Annotated in this window: 18 protein-coding genes, 1 pseudogene, 1 riboswitch and 1 other annotated feature; of the genes and pseudogenes, 5 read left to right on the top strand and 14 right to left on the bottom strand. The window is 39.7% G+C overall.

Translation table 11 applies throughout. The features are described 5' to 3' along the window. Window positions 1-151 precede the first annotated feature (151 nt). Both leuS and LC033_RS13110 read right to left on the bottom strand, forming a co-directional pair. Window positions 152-2,566 carry a leucine--tRNA ligase gene (gene leuS / locus LC033_RS13105; protein ID WP_226569134.1) on the bottom strand — a complete coding sequence of 805 codons (2,415 nt, stop codon included), beginning with the start codon at window positions 2,564-2,566 and terminating at the stop codon, window positions 152-154. A 97-nt stretch (window positions 2,567-2,663) separates the two neighbouring features. After that, window positions 2,664-2,884, bottom strand: a binding site (T-box leader). 101 nt (window positions 2,885-2,985) lie between these two features. After that, complete coding sequence (locus LC033_RS13110; protein ID WP_226569180.1) at window positions 2,986-3,315, bottom strand: DUF4257 domain-containing protein; 330 nt, start codon at window positions 3,313-3,315, stop codon at window positions 2,986-2,988. A 435-nt stretch (window positions 3,316-3,750) separates the two neighbouring features. Between LC033_RS13110 and LC033_RS13115 the strand changes: the two are divergent. Beyond that, window positions 3,751-4,434: pseudogene (locus LC033_RS13115) on the top strand (PAS domain S-box protein). Window positions 4,435-4,518: 84 nt separating this feature from the next. Next, complete coding sequence (locus LC033_RS13120; RefSeq protein WP_226569136.1) at window positions 4,519-5,202, top strand: sunset domain-containing protein; 684 nt, start codon at window positions 4,519-4,521, stop codon at window positions 5,200-5,202. 56 nt (window positions 5,203-5,258) lie between these two features. Here LC033_RS13120 and LC033_RS13125 read toward each other — a convergent pair whose 3' ends face one another. The 8 genes from LC033_RS13125 to LC033_RS13160 form a co-directional block, all read right to left on the bottom strand. Then, the gene (locus LC033_RS13125) at window positions 5,259-6,569 is read right to left on the bottom strand and encodes an ABC transporter permease (RefSeq protein WP_226569138.1); all 1,311 of its coding nucleotides are present in this window, start codon (window positions 6,567-6,569) and stop codon (window positions 5,259-5,261) included. After that, the gene (locus LC033_RS13130; protein WP_226569140.1) at window positions 6,559-7,257 is read right to left on the bottom strand and encodes an ABC transporter ATP-binding protein; all 699 of its coding nucleotides are present in this window, start codon (window positions 7,255-7,257) and stop codon (window positions 6,559-6,561) included. The genes LC033_RS13125 and LC033_RS13130 overlap by 11 nt, the downstream gene beginning before the upstream one ends. 21 nt (window positions 7,258-7,278) lie before the next feature. Further along, window positions 7,279-8,268, bottom strand: a complete 990-nt coding sequence (locus LC033_RS13135; RefSeq protein ID WP_226569142.1) for an ABC transporter permease subunit — start codon at window positions 8,266-8,268, stop codon at window positions 7,279-7,281. After that, window positions 8,262-9,140, bottom strand: coding sequence for an ATP-binding cassette domain-containing protein (locus LC033_RS13140; RefSeq protein WP_226569144.1), 879 nt, complete (start codon window positions 9,138-9,140; stop codon window positions 8,262-8,264). Before LC033_RS13140 ends, LC033_RS13135 begins: the two co-directional genes overlap by 7 nt. Continuing rightward, entirely contained in the window at window positions 9,133-9,525 is a 393-nt protein-coding gene (locus LC033_RS13145) for a GntR family transcriptional regulator (protein WP_226569182.1), read from the bottom strand. Before LC033_RS13145 ends, LC033_RS13140 begins: the two co-directional genes overlap by 8 nt. Window positions 9,526-9,867: 342 nt before the next feature. Continuing rightward, window positions 9,868-10,896 carry a DUF418 domain-containing protein gene (locus LC033_RS17095; protein WP_226569146.1) on the bottom strand — a complete coding sequence of 343 codons (1,029 nt, stop codon included), beginning with the start codon at window positions 10,894-10,896 and terminating at the stop codon, window positions 9,868-9,870. Window positions 10,897-11,078: 182 nt separating this feature from the next. Beyond that, the gene (locus LC033_RS13155) at window positions 11,079-11,258 is read right to left on the bottom strand and encodes a hypothetical protein (RefSeq protein WP_226569148.1); all 180 of its coding nucleotides are present in this window, start codon (window positions 11,256-11,258) and stop codon (window positions 11,079-11,081) included. A 139-nt stretch (window positions 11,259-11,397) separates the two neighbouring features. Beyond that, the gene (locus tag LC033_RS13160; RefSeq protein WP_226569150.1) at window positions 11,398-11,667 is read right to left on the bottom strand and encodes a YtzC family protein; all 270 of its coding nucleotides are present in this window, start codon (window positions 11,665-11,667) and stop codon (window positions 11,398-11,400) included. A 153-nt stretch (window positions 11,668-11,820) separates the two neighbouring features. Here LC033_RS13160 and mnmL point away from each other — a divergent pair, with 153 nt between their 5' ends. Continuing rightward, window positions 11,821-12,786 carry a tRNA modification radical SAM protein MnmL/YtqA gene (gene mnmL, locus LC033_RS13165; RefSeq protein ID WP_226569153.1) on the top strand — a complete coding sequence of 322 codons (966 nt, stop codon included), beginning with the start codon at window positions 11,821-11,823 and terminating at the stop codon, window positions 12,784-12,786. Then, window positions 12,783-13,358, top strand: coding sequence for a tRNA 5-(aminomethyl)-2-thiouridylate-methyltransferase MnmM (gene mnmM, locus LC033_RS13170; RefSeq protein ID WP_226569155.1), 576 nt, complete (start codon window positions 12,783-12,785; stop codon window positions 13,356-13,358). The genes mnmL and mnmM overlap by 4 nt, the downstream gene beginning before the upstream one ends. A gap of 15 nt (window positions 13,359-13,373) precedes the next feature. Here the strand turns inward: mnmM and tbcS are convergent, their stop codons facing one another. Next, on the bottom strand, window positions 13,374-14,453 hold the full coding sequence (gene tbcS, locus LC033_RS13175; RefSeq protein WP_226569157.1) for a tetraprenyl-beta-curcumene synthase: 1,080 nt from the start codon (window positions 14,451-14,453) through the stop codon (window positions 13,374-13,376). 29 nt (window positions 14,454-14,482) lie between these two features. Then, the gene (locus LC033_RS13180) at window positions 14,483-15,262 is read right to left on the bottom strand and encodes an alpha/beta hydrolase (protein WP_226569159.1); all 780 of its coding nucleotides are present in this window, start codon (window positions 15,260-15,262) and stop codon (window positions 14,483-14,485) included. 46 nt (window positions 15,263-15,308) lie between these two features. On the opposite strand from LC033_RS13180, the gene LC033_RS13185 reads away from it, so the two are divergent. Further along, window positions 15,309-15,824 carry a gamma carbonic anhydrase gene (locus tag LC033_RS13185; protein ID WP_226569162.1) on the top strand — a complete coding sequence of 172 codons (516 nt, stop codon included), beginning with the start codon at window positions 15,309-15,311 and terminating at the stop codon, window positions 15,822-15,824. A gap of 141 nt (window positions 15,825-15,965) precedes the next feature. Here the strand turns inward: LC033_RS13185 and asnB are convergent, their stop codons facing one another. Together asnB and metK are read right to left on the bottom strand one after the other, a co-directional pair. Further along, window positions 15,966-17,864: an asparagine synthase (glutamine-hydrolyzing) gene (gene asnB / locus LC033_RS13190; RefSeq protein WP_226569164.1), complete on the bottom strand. Its 1,899-nt coding sequence runs from the start codon at window positions 17,862-17,864 to the stop codon at window positions 15,966-15,968. A gap of 149 nt (window positions 17,865-18,013) precedes the next feature. After that, entirely contained in the window at window positions 18,014-19,216 is a 1,203-nt protein-coding gene (gene metK / locus LC033_RS13195) for a methionine adenosyltransferase (protein ID WP_226569166.1), read from the bottom strand. Window positions 19,217-19,410: 194 nt separating this feature from the next. Continuing rightward, window positions 19,411-19,545, bottom strand: a riboswitch (SAM riboswitch). Window positions 19,546-19,721: the final 176 nt, after the last annotated feature.

A 19,721-nucleotide genomic window follows, 5' to 3' on the forward strand; every position in this document is an offset into this window, starting at 1 on the left:
CTAGCAAACTGGACATGGAAAGGACCATGTCCAGCGTAAGACAACTGATAAATTTTATCAAAATAAGTGAAAACCCCACTTTTACTTGAAGTAAAGGTGGGGTTTGTCTACGGTCTGAACACCCACCGGTTTATACCGATGGGTGTGTTCTTTAATTCGCAACAATATTGACAAGCTTCCCAGGGACCGCAATCACTTTGCGGATTGTTTTCCCTTCAAGCTGTTCTTTGACTCGTGCATCATTTTTCGCAATCTCCTCTAACTGCTCTCTTGTTGCGTCAGCAGGAACAGTTAATTTTGCTTTTACTTTCCCATTCAGCTGTACGACAATTTCTACTTCTTCGTCGACAAGCTTTGACTCGTCATATTGTGGCCATGCTTCATAAGAAATCGATCCTTCATGACCAAGTTTATTCCAAAGCTCTTCCGCTAAATGCGGTGCAATTGGAGAAAGGAGTTTCACAAACCCTTCAGCATATTCTTTCGGCAATGTATCAGCCTTATAGGCATCATTAATAAACACCATTAGCTGTGAAATTCCTGTGTTGAAACGTAAACTTTCATAATGATCCGTGACCTTCATCACCGTTTCATGATAGCTGCGCTCTAATGCACCGCCTGATTGCTCTATTACTTTTTCACTGATTGAGCTATCTTCATTTGTGAATAGACGCCATACACGGTCAAGAAAACGACGAGCACCTTCAAGTCCTGTTTCAGACCAAGCAATTGATGCATCTAAAGGTCCCATGAACATTTCATAAAGTCTTAATGTATCGGCACCATAGGATTCTACGATGTCATCTGGATTGACAACGTTCCCTTTTGATTTACTCATTTTTTCATTATTTTCACCAAGAATCATTCCTTGGTTGAACAATTTCATGAAAGGTTCTTTTGTTGGGACAACCCCGATATCATACAAGAATTTATGCCAGAAGCGCGCATATAAAAGATGCAATACCGCATGTTCCGCTCCTCCAATATACACATCAACCGGAAGCCATTTCTTTAGCTTTTCGGGAGATGCGAGTTCTTCGGTGTTATGTGGATCAATATAACGTAAGAAGTACCAGCAGCTGCCTGCCCATTGCGGCATTGTATTGGTTTCACGGCGTCCTTTTTTACCTGTGACAGGATCTACAACCTCAACCCATTCTTTCATATTGGCTAAAGGTGATTCACCTGTTCCACTTGGCTTAATTTCAGTCGTCCTAGGCAAAATCAGTGGAAGGTCTTCCTCTGATACAGCTGAGGATGTTCCGTCTTCCCAATGAATAATTGGAATGGGCTCACCCCAGTAGCGCTGACGGCTGAAAAGCCAATCTCTTAAACGATACGTAACTTTCTTTTCACCTTTTTGATGTTCTTCAAGCCATGCAATGGCTTTTTCAATCGCTTCTTCTTTCCCTAAGCCATTTAAGAAATCAGAGTTTATGTGTTTTCCATCACCTGTATAAGCTTCTTTTTCAATGTCTCCGCCTTCTACAACCTCTTTGATTGGAAGATCAAATGTTTTGGCAAATTCATAGTCACGCTCATCATGAGCAGGTACAGCCATAATGGCTCCAGTTCCATATGTGGCTAATACGTAATCTGCAATCCAGATCTGCATCTTTTCACCATTTAAAGGATTGATGGCATACGCACCTGTGAAAATGCCCGTTTTCGTTTTAGCAAGATCTGTCCGCTCTAAATCACTCTTAGATTGAATCTCTTTGATATATGCTTCCACTGCTTCTTTTTGAGCAGCTGATGTAATTTTTTCAACAAGTGCATGTTCTGGTGCAAGAACTGCATACGTTGCACCAAAAAGTGTATCAGGACGCGTTGTAAAAACGGTGAATTGCTCGTCATGTCCCTCTACTTTAAAGTGAACATGCGCACCTTCAGAACGTCCAATCCAGTTACGTTGCATATCTTTGATGCTTTCAGGCCAATCAATCTCTTCTAAATCCTCTAACAGCCTGTCCGCATATGCCGTAATTCTGAGCATCCATTGCTTCATTGGACGCCTTTCAACAGGATGCCCTCCTCGTTCACTTTTTCCATCAATGACTTCTTCATTTGCAAGGACAGTGCCGAGAGCTGGGCACCAGTTCACTGGTACTTCATCAATATACGCCAACCCTTTTTCGTACAATTTCAAGAAAATCCACTGTGTCCATTTGTAGTAATTCGGATCTGTCGTGTTGATTTCTCGATCCCAATCATACGAAAACCCTAGCGATTGAATTTGACGGCGGAAATTATTGATGTTTTCTTCTGTAAAGGCCTTCGGATCATTTCCTGTATCTAGTGCATACTGTTCCGCTGGAAGACCAAATGCATCCCATCCCATCGGATGAAGAACATCATACCCCTGCATACGTTTCATACGTGATAAAATATCCGTTGCTGTGTAGCCCTCAGGATGCCCAACATGAAGCCCTGCTCCTGATGGATATGGAAACATATCCAGCGCATAAAACTTTGGTTTATTTTCCGAGTCAGATGTGGCGAATGTTTTATTTGTCAGCCAATATTCCTGCCACTTCTTTTCAATTTCCAGATGCTGAAAACTCAATGTGAAAACCTCCTTTAATATGTACGGCTTTATCTGCTAAAATGACCACTGCAAGAATTCAGATTTTTCTAAAATCAACAAAAAACCCTCATCCCTGGAAAGGGACGAGAGATTTTTTGTTTCCCGCGGTACCACCCTTGTTAGCGTAACTTGCTGTTCATACGCTCACTTAATATCTTTAACGCAGACATGCGACAGAAGCTCAACGCAACTGCAACTCTGAGGCGAGTTCAGAAGCAGATTTGATTGACTTTCACCAGCCGTCAATTCTCTAAAGACAAATACTGCTTTCCTACTACTCCTCTTCACTGTTCTTATCGTAACCGTCATCTAAGTAGTATTTTATAGAATTATGATCATAAGTGCAAGCAGGTTTGTATACAATGGAATGTACCCTAGGCAGGGTAAAGTAGAGGATATTATTCGTGTGGAGATCGGTTATGACGGTTGGAGTCCCCATCCTGTGAACGCTGTTCTCTCACAAAATCAAAGCTTCGCAGAACTGCTTCTCCCCCGTAACCTGAAATAATTGATAAGATGATCAAGTGCAGACTAGAATCGGGATTTGAGGATAAGACAAGCAGTGTAGCGGCAATCATCCCTACGAGCCAATCTTCAATAAACCCTAGGTAAATAAACTTTTTTGTCATTCTGGGCTTCTCTAGCCTGCCTTTTTTCTTTACGTGACCGAGAATGCCCATGACCCCTCCAATGGCGCAAGCAATAATGACTTGTTGCAGCATTTTCATCACCTTCCTAAAGCCCTTAGAATAGTAAAGCGACTTCAGGCTGTCTAGCCCCCCTGTAATGCCATTCTGCTGTTCCGTCATAATCCATGTAAAAGGTCTATTCTCACTAACGAAGAAAAAAAGCTTGTTTCTTCCATTATACGTGAATGACCTATAAACAATCTTGATGCATTGGAATCATTTTCTCCTAATCCATATTAACTATTTTTGTCATTTTATGAATGTTAAGTAAATGATTCCTCACTTTTCTAAAAAAGTCTCCTTACTAACTATATTCTAATGGAGGACAAACTATGATGACAAATTTAACAAAGCGTTTGCAAAGATTGAAACAGAATATATATAATGCTACGTTTATAAGAAATTTGGTTGAAAAACACCATTTAAATGTCTGATAATAGCAGTAAATGAGGGTAATATGGTCAACTCGAACTCATAACAAAAGCGCTAGATCGTGCGGGATTGGTGTTGTCATTACAAGGATAAACCCTATCGTTGATGTGAAGCATGACTTTACACAATGACTGGATACAAAACAGATCAAATACTTGGCCATAATTGCCGATTCCTCCAGTGGAAAAACACAGACCAAAAGTAGCTTGCTTTAATACGTCATGGAATACAAAACAAAACACCTATTACCACACAGCTAAAAAATTATAAAAAAGATGGCACTTTTTTTGGAATGAACTCAATATAGATCCTCTATACATTGAACAAGAAACATTTTTCATTGGCTTTCAAAAGGATATAAAGAAACAGAAGGAATATGAACAGCTTCTAGAAGATTCATTAAAGAAAGTCACCTCGCTTTCGACACCGATCGTCCGATCGTCCCAATCAAAAATGGTGTGTCCACTCCTTCCACTCATTGGAAAACTATCTGAAGATTGCTTTGATGCTATTGTCACTAAGTTAACTTGTATATTAAATGATTCTGTCGCAGCACGCATTTTCAACTCTCCTCAACCTAACTAGAACAAAACAGATCATTCCTGGGATCAAACCACAGCTTTCGATAAAACTCAATGACTTGAAGACAGATTTCCAAAACACCTCACTTATTTAACCATAAAAGAAGCAATTAAAGAATTGCCGATAGCTGAAAACCCTGTATAAACAGATTTTTTTATTTAATATACCCCACAAAATGGTAAAAATGGTTTATAATAGGTTGAATTAAAGATTTAAGGGGGCTGCTAGATGATCATTTTGCTCATCATAGGTCTTTTATGCTTTTGCTTCGCCATAGGATATGCCGCTAATTTCTTATTACTAAAACGCCAAAATCAAAGAATTTTTTCCAAGAGACGCTTTTATCCTTTTTTGATCATCGGTCTCGTCTTTTCCATCATGTCTTTACCGTTTGTTGCACAAGCAGATCCATCTTCCGAACCACTCTTTAAGGATCAAAAACAAGTCACCTCTGAAATTTCTCGTTTGAAGTCAGATAAAGAGACGCTTACTTCCTCTTTAGAAGATGTGACAAAAGAAAAAGAAAAACTAACAAAAAAGCTAGAAAACATCACCTCAGAAAAGGAAACGGTCAAACAGCAAGAACAAACCATTCAAGAGCTTGAAGAGAAAATAGACAAGCTGACCTCTAGCAATGAAATACTCAAAAAAGAAAACAAGAAAGTAAACAAAGAAACTCAGTCACCGGCCGTCCAGCGCTCCGCTCCTAAAGATGATGGAACGAATACAGGCGGTCATGAGTCACAAAAAGAGACAAAAAAAGAATCAGCTACCTGTCACATCAAAGGGAGTGTCAATGGCATTTATCACACGCCGAGCAGCAGATACTACTCACGGACAAAAAAATTCAAACGAATGTTCTGCTCTGTAGAAGAAGCAGAGCGTGCAGGGTATCGGGCACCTAAGCAATAGCTGTTTCACGATAAAAAAACCTCCTGTCAGCCCACTAGGGATACAGGAGGTTTTTTTTAAATTTCTCTTCTTAATGCTGTTAATACATTCGTTTTCGTTGCTTTACGTGCTGGATTGAGTCCAGATATTATCGCTACCCCTGCGCTAATCAATGTCGCTGTGATCACAAGGCTTACCGGAATATAGGAGAAGGTAATCGAGAATTGTTCACTTGATCCTCCATCAGACGCAGATGACAAAATGGCTGGAATGATTAAATTCACTGCGAAACTAATGATATACGAGATAATAATACCGATAATCGATCCAATCACACCAATATAAGCACTTTCCATTAGGAACATTCGCTTGATTATCGAAGGATTAGCTCCAATGGCTTTCATGATACCAATCTCTTGTGTTCGCTCTGTTACCGCCATGGTCATCGTATTGAAAATACCGATTGCAGAAATAATGACCGCAATACATCCGACAAAAATGAGTCCAATTTTGAAGGCCATAAAGAACTTATCCATTCCTTTGAGCTGGCTCGTTACAGAGATGACTTGATAGCCGTCACCTGTCAATTTATCAGTCAGCGCACCGACATTGTCGAATTTGTCTGCATAAACAGATATCGACTTGTCGATATTGCCGGCTTCAGCAGACATATCCAGCACTTGACCAAATTGCTTTTGATAAGCATTCGGGATCAAAATTGAATTATCCATCTGCCACTCCAAATTCGGCTTTTTCAGAACGCCAACTACACGGAAATCAAATGTTTTTTCTTTGACGACTTCATTTTCTTCATTGAGTTTTGGCACGTTGATTTGAATGACTTTATTTAAAATCTCCTTCGTGTAGCCTTTTGGCTCTTTTAATGATTCTCTATCACTTGAAGGATCATTCACTTCTTTTTCATAGGCTTTGCGTTCTTTTTCAGTCCACAGGCGTTCTGCCATATGATACCCAACCACAATTTCATTCGCTGATGTTGGAACTCTTCCTCGGTCTAGCTCAAGACCCGCTTCTTTTTCTTTTTTCATATCCGTAAAGGCAACCTGCACTTCACTTGAGCGGTCATCGAGCTCAACTTTTAACAATGGATTAATAGACGTTCTTGCGACAACAGATTTCACATGATCATATTTCTTTAAATCATCAACCTTGATGTCTCCCTTTTCTTCACCTAACACTTTAATTTCTGTGATGATTTGCTGTTGCATAATTTCATCCTGAGCCGATTTTTGCAGACCAAAACCGACAGATGCTAGAACGATTAAGAAAGAGCATGCCATTGTCGTCGCAAGAATGGTCATAAACACACGCAATTTATTTTTCTTCATATTTCTTCTAATGAATTTGACCTGATCTTTAAATTTCATTGGACTGTTCCCCTTTCTTTAACACACCATCATGAAGCTGGAACGTTGTGTCTGCGATTGAAGCGACTTCATCGTCATGTGTAATGATAACAAATGTAATTCCTTTTTCACGATTAAGCTGCTGGATAAAGGCTAAAATTTCTCCTTCTGTTTCTGAATCCAGACTGCCTGTCGGTTCATCCGCTAAAATAATAGATGGATTTAAAATCAATGCTCTTGCAATACTCACACGCTGCTGCTGTCCACCTGACAGTTCATTCGGATAATGCCCTGCGTGATGTTCAAGGCCTACTCGTTTGAGCATGTCTTTTACTTTCTCCTTTCGATCAGACGGCTTCACACCTTTTAAAGTGAGCGGAAGCTCAATATTTTCAAATGTTGTTAAGCTCCCGATCAATTGAAAGCTTTGAAAGATAAAGCCAAAGTGATCTAATCGAAAGTCCGCCCATTCTTTTTCATTAAAGCCTGTCACATTGGTTCCATCGATGACAATTTGTCCACTCGTTGGCGTAATATATCCTGACATTAAATTGAGTAAAGTGGATTTCCCAGAACCACTTCTCCCAACGATACAAGCAATGTCGCCTCTTTTGATGGATAAGTCAATGCCTTTGAGTACAGGTATTTCGTTCTCTCTTCCCTTTTTACCAATTTTAAACACATGATCTAACGCTTGAATCTGAATCATCTTTAATCCCCTACTCTCTGTTTATCTTTTTCGATATATCAATAAATAACTCGTCAGTGCACCTACGATTCCACCGATTAACATGCCAACGACATAACCAAATATTGAATTGTCTGAAGTGAATCCAGCCCATCCAAATCCTAGAACACCAAAGAGAATCACCATAATCTGAATTGGTCGATCAATTGTTTGATGAAGGAAGAAGCGACCATTTCGTTCGTTTGGATGTTTGATAAAGCTAAACAAGCCAATTAGATAAAAAAGAACCATCATGACAATTGGTATGATGAACCCTTCACCAGTGAACCAAATCGGATATGCATATTGAAATTGTCCAGGTATGATATAAGTAATTGGAGAAATGGGCTCTATCCAATAAGTGAAGAAGTTCTTATCCACCCAAATCCCACTTGTTTTCATGATAAAATCTAAATGAACGATCGGTAGTCCAATCACTAAAAAGGGTAAAATGGCTGTACTGAATGCAACGATCGCTTGGGAAATTGCGCTGCCTGTTAAAGTACCAGCGGCAAAAAACAAACTATAGATCATCAATGAGGACACCAGCGCAAACAAATAACTGCTGTTAAAACCAGGTGTCTCTAGTGGGTTAAGGCCTAATATGAGTAAATAAGTGAGAACATATGAGGCGACATGAACGATCGCAATAATTCCAGCACCTAAGAAAAATTTGGTATGATAGATGGTGCTTCTGCTAAACGGCAAAGATAATGTAAAGTCCATTTGCCCTTTATTCCTCTCAAATCCAAACTGAATCACAGCAAATAAGATTCCCATTAACCATGAAAGAGAGAGGAAAGCATCTTTCATAAAGTTATAAGAAAAACGTGGTGTATCCACAACACACCATATATTATTTAAACACTTTTGAAAGGATGAATATTCCATTAAGACTAAAAAGGGTGTCGCAAGCACCGCAACAAGCACTACTAAAATGAATGTCAGCTCTGATTGCTTCCATTCCTTATATAATAATTGCCGCTTTACCATCTGCGTTTCCCTCCAAACTTCGCAATAAATACTTCTTCTAAATTCACAGGCAGTTCATACCATACTTTCGGCTGTAGCGATTTCAAATACTCGTTTGCCTCTACATCTGTTTTGAGTATAAGCACTGTATAGAAAACACCCGCCTGATCTAAAATAGCGACACCTTTTTTTCTAATACTTAAGTTCATATCCTCTTCAAATGCCATTTGGATTTTGACATAGTCATTTTTTAACTCATCTAAATCCATGACACTTGTGAGGTGATTTCCTTCTAAAAAACCGATTCGATTACACATACGCTCAATATCCTCTAAACGGTGAGATGTGATTAAAACACTCGTTTTTCGTTCTGCTACCTCATCAATCATCAGCTGAAGTACGTCATTTCTTGTGACCGCATCAATTCCATCTGTCGGCTCATCTAACAAAATGACCGCTGGTTTGATCGCAAAGCTTAAAATTAATGACAGCTGTTTCTTTAAACCTGTCGACAATTCACGGTATTTCACTTTTTCCGGAATCTCATACCGGTTCACAAGCTCATTGGCATATGTCACGTCAAACTTCGGATAGATTTGTTTTAACAGCTTCACAAGCTGTCCATAATTGTACCTGTCAAAGTAAGGATTCACGACCGGCATATACACAATATTTTGCTTCACTAATGGGTGGTCTTTCACGAGCACATCTTTAAAATAAATCGCCCCTTCATCCGGAAGAAGAATTTGCTGAATCAACCTGAGAAGTGTTGTTTTTCCTGAGCCATTCCGGCCAAGCAGACCGAAGATCTCCCCTTCGCCTATCTTGAAGGAAACATCACTGAGTACTTCGCGTCCATTTAATTTCTTAGATACATTTCTGACCTCAATCAACTTGTTTTCCTCCTTTTAGACTTGAACCGATCTCTTCTAGCCATTCCTTAAGTTGATGAATGTCAATACCGGCATAATGAGCTTCTATGATGAGTTGTCTTAATTGCTCCTTCATCTCCAATACCTTCCCCTCATTCAGCTTTAACTGTGCTCTTTCTGTCACATACGTACCGCGGCCTCTTAGTGTTTCAATAATCCCTTCCCGTTCAAGCTCTTTATACGCTTTGCTGACCGTGTTTGGGTTAGCGATGATGATCGTGGCCAGCTCTCTCACCGAGGGCAGTTTGTCACCGGGTTTCATTACACCTTTTAGGCACAATATTTTTAACTGCTCAATGATTTGTTCATATATTGGCGCAGCGCTTCTTGGATCTATTTGGATCATCATGACTCCCTTCTTTACACCTTCATTTTCATCTATTTCATCTATTTAAACTCATCATCAAAAACATATGCTGAAAATCCTTTTTTGGAAATAAAAGCTTACAAGGATGAAAAAGAAAGTACAAATTAACAAAATCGCTACCAGTTCCATTTGGGGACAGAAGGTTCTTTTTTAAAATTTATTTTCTCTAAGCTGTTAGCTGTTAACACATATGTTCTCGGTGCCTACGTGTTGGATTGAGTTCGACACCGATGTCGCAGATATGACAAGATAACAATTGACACTCTTTTATTGAACAGATGATGTTTTTTATCTCACATGATATTGCCGTGGAATATTTGTTTATTTCCGTATTGTCAGCCATTTTCCATAAGTCCCACACCTCCAAATCCATTCTAATGGACCATACTTAAAAAATCTAAGCCATAGTGAAGAAAAAATAATCTGAGCTATCACGACAATCGCACACGTGATTGTTGAAACCGTATATGAAACTACAATACCATCTGGGATAAATATCGCTATAATAGCCAGTATAACTGATTGACCAATGTAGTTTGTAAATGCCATCCGTCCAAATGAATTTAACGGTGATACCCATTTTTTCATCAAAGGTTCAAGCAGAACAAGAAAACTAACATAAAAAACAGAAAAAATCGGAGCCAACATCATAGACAAATCTGTCATGTCATAAAAAGCCGAATTTGATGCTAACTGTGCTTCGCTTAATTTAACACCTTCAACACTTAACCCAAGTGTAGGTGATTTTAGCCAAAGGAAAACGGCTGAAATGGTAGTTGCCACAAATGAAAGAACAGCCACCATCACCCATATTTTTCGCATTTTGATATAAGTCTCAAATATACGATATTGGCCGAATGCTATACCAAGAATCATTAAAGGTAAAGGTAAAAATACTTTAACTCCTAAATAGCTCCCTATCATAATCCCCACTATACCAAGTGTGAGATTAATCCATCTCGGAAGTCTATCAAAAAAAACAACAGGCAATCCTAAAATCGCATATACCAATAAAGCTTCACCAGGTTGTATTATCTGATGTATTCCTCCTACTATAGCCAAGATCAACATTCGTCGAATAAAAAGGGCATAAGGATGATTGGTTTTTTCTTTGGCTCTTGTAATAAAAATCCAAATTCCCAATCCAAACAAAAAGGAAAATATCGCGTAAAAACGTCCTTCCACAAAAATATATAAGAAACGCTGAACCAAAATATCTCCCTGTGTTCCTGATAAGTGAACATGTGGTGCCCAAAGAACAAGCACATTAAGAAAAGGAAGACCAATTAAAGCAAATCCTCTAATTAAATCAATCACATTGATTCGATCTTTATTTATTGTTGGTTTCACTAAAGCTGCTCCTTCCTTCAACTTTTACATATCAATGAATAAAAACTCACCTGACGCTATCCACTCACAGAAATTCTGTGTTCCTAGTGATGTTCAAAGCCAATAGTTGAGCATCACCTCTGAAAGCTTCTCGGCTTTAACGATTCTTGGATCTATTTGAATCATGATGAATCCCTCTTTCCTCATTCACGTTTTTGCAGTCCTATCACTTGATCATGTCCATGCATTAAAGGAGTCGAATTAGGTATAAAATCTTTTTGAACTTCAAAACCAATGAAAACGAGAACGAAAAAAAATGTACATGCTAACGCAGCAGCCAGCACCATCCACTTCATATTGATTGGTTTTTTTTCTTTTTTCATGGTTAAACACCTTCTTCACTTTTAAGTGTCTATAGTGTATTAGTTGATGTAGTACACTTAATACAATACAGACACTCGCTCGAGATGTCAATAGCCTTTCGAAAAAAAAAAACAGACCCTTAATATAAGGATCTGTTCATCATTCGTATGAAATACCTAAAATCATTTGATTTTGCAGGGTTTGAATTTGAACCCGCGTCCTATCTAAACGCTCTCTCTGTTGATCATTAGCCACATCCATTAATTTATCTAATTCATTCACTGCTTCCTCAAGCATGAGCTGCGCTTTAGAAAATTCTTCTTCATTATAATGCTCTTGGCGAGAGCTCAAATCAAATTGTTCACTAGCAAATTCAAGGGTTTCAGTACTTTTTTTCATAAATTCATCGATCGAATTTCTTGTTGCCATCTTGCATTCCCTCCATTTCATCACCCGTTCCCGCTTATTTTACCCGCGTAAAGCTTTTTCACTAAAGAAAATGTTGGACAGATTCAATTGTTCTCCTTCGTGATTTTTGTTAAAATTTTAGGATGCCTATTATTATGCAAGGAGGTTACTGACTTGGATCAGCATAACCCTTTTTTATATTCAAACAGCGAAAAACGTTATCACACATGGAACTATCATTTGCGTGAGCACTTTGGTCATAAAGTATTTAAAGTGGCCTTAGACGGTGGCTTTGATTGTCCAAACCGTGATGGTACTGTAGCCCACGGAGGCTGTACATTTTGCAGTGCCTCTGGGTCTGGTGATTTTGCGGGAAACCGCGCAGATGATCTCATCACTCAATTTAATGAAATCAAGGACCGGATGCACACAAAATGGAAAGACGGAAAATACATGGCGTATTTTCAAGCGTATACAAACACACATGCGCCACTTTCTGTCTTAAAAGAAAAATATGAAACCGTCATGAATTTAGATGGAGTGGTTGGTTTATCCATTGCCACAAGACCTGACTGTCTACCAGATGACGTTGTGGATTATTTAGCTGAATTAAACGAGGGGACTTACCTATGGGTGGAGCTTGGCCTTCAAACCGTACACGAACGGACAGCTATGCTGATCAACCGTGCCCATGATTATGAATGCTATGTAGAAGGTGTAGAAAAACTGCGAAAACACGGAATTCGTGTCTGCTCACATATCATCAACGGATTGCCTCTTGAAAATCGAGACATGATGATGGAAACAGCAAAAGCTGTCGCTGAATTAGATGTGCAAGGCATTAAAATCCATTTACTTCACCTTTTAAAAGGAACACCAATGGTCAAGCAATACGAAAAAGGCAAGCTTGAGTTTTTAAGCCAAGGAGAATATGTTCAGCTTGTTTGTGATCAGCTGGAGATATTGCCGCCAGACATGATTATTCACCGAATTACAGGCGATGGGCCCATTGAATTAATGGTTGGTCCGATGTGGAGTGTGAATAAGTGGGAAGTGCTCAATGCCATCAATGCTGAGCTTGCGAGACGTAACAGCTACCAAGGCAAACGTTTCGTCAGATTGGAAGAAGCGTCCAAATGATTTTAAAACGCATGCTCCCTTTTAGTAAAGAGTTGTTAGAACGTGCTTGTAAAAAAGGCGACATCGTCATTGATGCAACAATGGGAAATGGCCACGATACACGCTATTTAGCTGACCTTGTAGGAAAAGATGGACAAGTTTTTGCATTCGATGTTCAGGAGGAGGCCTTAAAGCAAACAAGCAAAAGGCTTGGTGAGCAATATCCTTACGTTTATCTCATCCATGACGGACATGAAAAACTTGCTGATCACATACCAGCGGATAATTATGGACACATTTCTTGTGCGGTGTTTAACCTTGGGTACTTACCAGGAGGCGATAAAACCGTCACCACACAGGCTGATACGACCATTGAAGCGATCAAACAGCTCATTGACTTGCTAAAACCCGGAGGTCTGATCGTTCTTGTTATTTACCACGGTCATCCCGAAGGAAAAAAAGAAAAAGAAGTGCTTCTTGATTTTTGCAGGTCACTCCATTATGAAGAAGTACAAGTCTTGTCTTATCAATACATGAATATTCATAACGACCCACCCTTTGTGGTAGCCATTGAAAAAAAGCTCAAATCCTAGTGGATTTGAGCTTTTTTATGAGGATTTCATCCAAGGCATTTTCTGATAGGTCCGATAGGCTCTTCCGTTGATATAAAAAAAGAAAGACGTTTTCCCGCTTGATTTGATTAGCCTCTTTGCCAGCTTGTTCATCTCTTTTTGGGCTGTCACTTTTTCATCGGACAAATAGACCGCCAGTAATCCTCTGTTGATCAGTTTGTGAAAGTTTTCGTGCGGAATGCCTTTCAGCTGCTCATCCGCTTTTTCGATAAAATGCTGAAGTCTGTCCATCATCTCATCATGGGTGCTATAGTATGAGCAAAAATTCAGATCCCCCCCAAGCCGATCCTCTTCTTGATCAATTAAGTAATCCAGTAAAATGTGCAGACCTTGGATATAGGGGAAATAGCTTTCATAAATTTGCTTTGCCTGCTTCTCTGTAAAATCAGGCTGAAGTGCATATGCCACAAGACAGAAAATGCCTAGCGTTGATCCTGCACATGCTGAAAACTCATACCATTCCATCTTCGGCAAATCCTTTTCATATTGGCGAAACCATGATTCTAATCGAGGCACACGCTCATGAGGGACCACGTGCTTATGTACTTGCAAATCACTATAGTACTCACACAGCGTGTGTAAATAGGGCTGAATGATCGGATAATGCTCTAAGCCTGACAGCATGTCTTGACATGTACGGACAAGCGCATGTAAATACCCATGATCCTCTTGGTCATCACGGAATTGATAATACGGCTTGAGTTCAGCATGAATATCAAGCGCATCTCTCATCGCTTGATGCAGCATATGAAAGTCCTTTGGATCAAGCGACGTGCTGCGATCACACAGGTTATCTAAGTAATCACTGATCGTTTGGTACGCCACAATGAATTCAATACATGTTTTTTTTGCTTCACCTGCTAGAAGAGATAAGATACCTCCTCCTTCACAGTGAAATGTTTTACTGGATATGCTTGCTAGTGCTTGCGTTCTCAGTTCTTCATTTTCAATCATTTCTGCATAAGCCCGCCACTTCTTTAGCTCCTGATGAACAAGCGGAAAAATATCTTTATACACCTTTGTCATCAGTGCAAAAGGACGTTCTGGTACTGACAAATCACTTCACCCCCAACTTAAGCTCACAATCAGATATATTGATCTGTAAAGGCTCTTGCCGCATTAAACACATCGTCTTTTTCAGGCTCATTAAAAATTTCGTGATACAGCCCTTCCCATTCACGATAAGATTTATTGTATGATTCAATGCCATTGAACCATTTGATCACCCTCGTTTTATCCACGATTTTATCATCACCTGCTTGCATTAACAGGAGAGGAATTGAGCGAAAAACATTCGTTGGCTGCATCGCTGCATCGATATTTTTCACCAACTCTCGGTACCAGCGAACTGACACCTTTGTCACATATAGTGAATCATTTGAATCGGCCTCAATCACAGACTGATTCCGCGTGGCAAGTTCAATTGACAGCCCCGACTCAACCTTAAAAGACGGCACCAGCACATTTAGACCTTTTGACGCAAAATCCATCAGCTTCTTTGGTTTAAATTGCAGACCTAAACAAGGTGATGATAAAATAAGTCCATCAATCTTCGTATGGGTATACTGCTTGACCCATTCAATTGAAATAAGTCCACCCATGCTGTGCCCAAGTAAAAATGTAGGAAGTCTGAATGACTTCGCATGTTCAATCCATTCATCTATTGAATCAATGTATTCTTGAAAGGATCGGATGTGGCCACGTGCACGTGTCGAGGTCCCTTGCCCAGGAAGGTCACCCATGACGACGTGATAGCCTGCATGACGCCACATTTCAATCAGCCATTTATATCGGCCATGATATTCACTAGCACCATGGACAATTACAATGGTACCAACTGGTCTTTCAGCATGCCAAGTCCACAAAAGTAAACACCTCACAAATGTTGTATTAAGAAAGGAAGTCGAAAAAGTGATTTATCCATATCATCAGTTTACACCTGAGATTCATGAATCGGTCTTTGTCGCAGATAACGCCACCATTTCTGGCGATGTCACGATCGGAGAATATTCGAGCGTTTGGTTCCAAACCGTCATTAGAGGTGATGTCGCTCCTGTAAGAATTGGAAAAAACGTCAACATTCAAGACTTATCCTGTCTGCATCAAAGTCCTGGAAAAACACTTCTGATTGAAGATGGTGCTACCATTGGACACCAAGTCACATTACATAGCTCAATCATTAGAAAAAATGCCCTCATTGGCATGGGGTCTATCATTCTCGATGGTGCGGAAATTTGCGAAGGTGCCTTTATCGGTGCAAGTAGTCTCATCCCGCAAGGAAAAGTCATCCCAAAAGGATCACTCGCTTTTGGCCGTCCAGCCAAAGTGGTTCGTCTGTTAACAGATGAAGATATCCAAGACATGGACCGTATCCGCAGAGAATATGTAGAAAAAGGACAATACTATCGTTCCCTTTTATCGCGTTAACATCATACGTGTATATTCACTTTATCATGTTTTTTTCAGGATATTAAGCAATAACTATGAACTCTTGTTATTTTACCCGTATACACCACTTCCTATCATGACAAAAAAGGTTTTCAGCAGAAAGCTGAAAACCTTTTTTCATTAACTAAAGATGACTTCTTTCTGTTGGTGATTCAAGTGCTGTGGATCAATACTCCGCTCCACATAAATGCTGTGCCACATCATAAAGATGAGGACTGTCCAAATCTTACGGCTATGATCTGCTTTCCCAGCACAATGTTCTTTTAATAAATCAAGAACATATTCCTTGTTAATGTATTCATCTGTTTGACTATTTTTAATGATGTCTTTCGCCCAAGCGTTCATCTCATTTTTCAGCCAATGACGAATTGGAACAGGGAAACCTAGCTTTTTACGATTTAACACATGGTCTGGCACAATGCCTTCTGCTGCTTTACGCAATAAATATTTCGTTGTGCCATCTTTTGTTTTCAGCTCTTCTGGAATTTTAGAGGCCGCTTCAAATACGACCTTATCAAGGAATGGGACACGAAGCTCAAGAGAGTTCGCCATTGTCATCTTATCTGCTTTCAGCAGAATGTCCCCGCGCATCCACGTATGAATATCAACATATTGCATTTTGTTAATATCACTGTAACCTGCACTTTCCTCGAAGTATGTCTTCGTCACGTCACGATACGTGATGTTCGGATCATACTGTTTTAATAGGTTTTTCTTCACTGGCTCTTCAAAGATTTTCGCATTGCCGATATATCGTTCCTCTAGTGGCGTACAGCCGCGAACGATAAAGCTTTTCCCTTTCATTCCTTCTGGCATTAAACGCGCAAGACGAAGAAGAAGCTTTTTCAGCATGGATGGAACAGGTTCAAATGGCTTTAAGGAAAGAGGCTCACGGTAAATATTATATCCACCAAACAGCTCGTCCGCTCCCTCACCAGAAAGAACAACTGTGACTTGTTTCTTCGCTTCTTTTGCGACGAAATAAAGTGGAATCGCCGCCGGATCAGCTAGCGGATCATCTAAATGCCAGACAATCTTCGGAAGCTCGTTCATATATTCCTCTGGGGAAATAACGGCACTAAAGTTTTGTAAGCCCAGCTTATCAGCTGTTTCCTTTGCCACATCCACTTCACTAAAACCATCTTGCTGAAAGCCAACAGAGAACGTCTTCAACTCAGGGTGAAATTCCTTTGCCACAGACACGATAAAGGAAGAATCAATACCACCTGATAGGAACGAACCAACAGGCACATCACTTCTCATGTGTACCTTCACAGAATCATATATTGCATCTCTCACTTCTTCTATTAATTTCCGCTCTTGTGTTTGTTCAGGTTTGAATTGAACTTTCCAATACGTTTTAAATTCAATGTCTTGGTGAGGACGCAACGTAAACTGGTGGCCTGGCTCCACTTTGAGCACTTTTTGATCAAGTGTATTTGGCTCAGGAACGAACTGGAAAGACATGTATTGCTGCAAAGAGGTCTCATCAAATAAGATGTTCTCATTCACAGCCATTAAACTTTTGCGTTCAGAAGCAAAGTACACCTTCTCATCTATTTGTGTAAAATAAAGCGGTTTGATTCCAAAAGGGTCTCTTGCGCCATATAATAGCTGTGCTTCTTTATCCCAAATTAAAAATGCAAACATTCCGCGAAGCTTAGAAGCCGCTTCTTCTTTATAATGACGGTATGTGGCAAGAAGGACTTCTGTATCAGAATCTGTACTGAACGTGTAGCCTTTTTTCACAAGCTCTTCCTTCAGCTCCACATAGTTATAAATTTCTCCATTGAAAATAATCCAATATTTTTCATCTTCATAAGAAAAAGGCTGCTTTCCATGTTCAACATCTATTATACTTAAACGTCTAAATCCAAAACCTACATGCTCATCATGAAAGTATCCCTCATCATCTGGACCACGATGAACGATGAGACGATTCATTTGTTTAATTAACTCTTCCTGCTCTGTAGTTTCGGACAATGGACGGTGATTAAATACACCAACAAACCCACACATATTATTGCCTCCACGTTATGTTATTTCTTTAAAAGTAGACCTATAATTAGACAGTATTTTGCCCTATTTCGTTTCACATTTTTATGCTTTTTGTTAAAATTTTTTTAATCAAAAGGAAAACCGCTTAAAATAAGCGGTTTAATATGTTTTTATTGTCCTAATGCTTCTTTGCGAAGCGTGTCTGCCTTATCTATTTTTTCCCATGGAAGATCTAAGTCGTGACGGCCAAAATGTCCGTATGCAGCTGTTTGTTTATAGATAGGGCGACGCAGGTCAAGCATTTTAATAATGCCAGCCGGACGAAGATCAAAGTTCACACGAACCACTTCAATTAACTTTTCTTCAGACGCTTTTCCTGTTCCAAATGTATCAATTGAAATCGATACAGGCTGTGCTACACCAATTGCATAAGCAAGTTGTACTTCACAAGAATCTGCAAGGCCAGCTGCTACGATGTTTTTCGCTACGTAGCGAGCAGCGTATGCCGCAGAACGGTCAACCTTCGTTGCATCCTTTCCAGAGAAAGCACCGCCGCCATGACGAGCGTAGCCGCCATACGTGTCAACGATGATTTTACGTCCGGTTAAACCAGCATCCCCTTGAGGTCCACCGATCACGAAACGACCTGTTGGGTTAATAAAGTATTTTGTCTCTTCATCAATCAGTTCACTTGGAACCACAGGGTTAATCACATGCTCTTTTATGTCGCTTTGAATTTGTTCAAGTGTCACTTCTGGTGCATGCTGTGTGGAGATAACCACTGTATCAATACGAGCAGGTTTGTTTTGCTCATCATATTCAACTGTTACTTGTGTTTTTCCATCTGGACGAAGATATGCAAGTGTTTCATCCTTGCGAACTTCTGTTAAACGACGAGATAATTTATGCGCTAGTGAAATCGGCAGCGGCATAAGCTCTTCTGTTTCGTTGTTTGCAAAACCAAACATAAGCCCTTGATCACCTGCACCGATTGCATCAATTTCTTCTTCGGTCATTGTTCCTTCACGTGCTTCAAGTGCTTTGTCTACACCTTGCGCAATATCAGCAGACTGCTCATCAATTGACGTAAGAACCGCACATGTTTCCGCATCAAAACCATATTTCGCACGTGTGTAGCCAATTTCTTTAATCGTGTCACGTACCGTGTTTGGAATATCGACATAAGTAGACGTTGTAATCTCACCGCTTACTAATACGAGACCGGTTGTTACAGAAGTTTCACAGGCAACGCGTGCATTTGGATCTTTCTTTAAAATTTCATCCAAAATGCTGTCTGAAATTTGATCACAGATTTTATCCGGATGTCCTTCCGTCACTGATTCTGAAGTAAATAAACGACGATTTTGACTCATAATGGCTATTTCCTCCTGTACAAGACCACATCATCCCAAAATGAGGTCTCCAATTATGATACGGAACTCGTTCCCTCTTATATGAAAACATTTATATTAGAGATGTTATTGGCAATTTGTTCATAGGGTTTCCCCAAAATAAAAAAACCATTTCCTTCATTGTGAGGAAAGGGTCTGAGATCGCATGCCTTTCACTCTTATCGCTCAAGGTGTTCTTGTACCTTGCATCAGGTTAGCACCTTGGTTTCTCAGCATATTCATGCCTTTTTCATAAGAAACCGGTTGCTGGGCTTCATCGGGCCTGTCCCTCCACCAACTCGGGATAAGAGTATCCGTTCAATAAGATATCTTATATTAAATCCTTGCGTCATGTCAATGCTTCATAGGAATTATCTTCCCTCTTTTTTTACCTCATGATTAGCATCACCAAAAAGCATATTTTCATTGCAGAAATGAAAAAACACACACAAAAACATTCAAATAGTATAGACTATTATTATTAATG

Origin of the sequence: Bacillus stratosphericus, assembly GCF_020524495.1 — a bacterium.
Lineage (GTDB): Bacteria > Bacillota > Bacilli > Bacillales > Bacillaceae > Bacillus > Bacillus stratosphericus_B.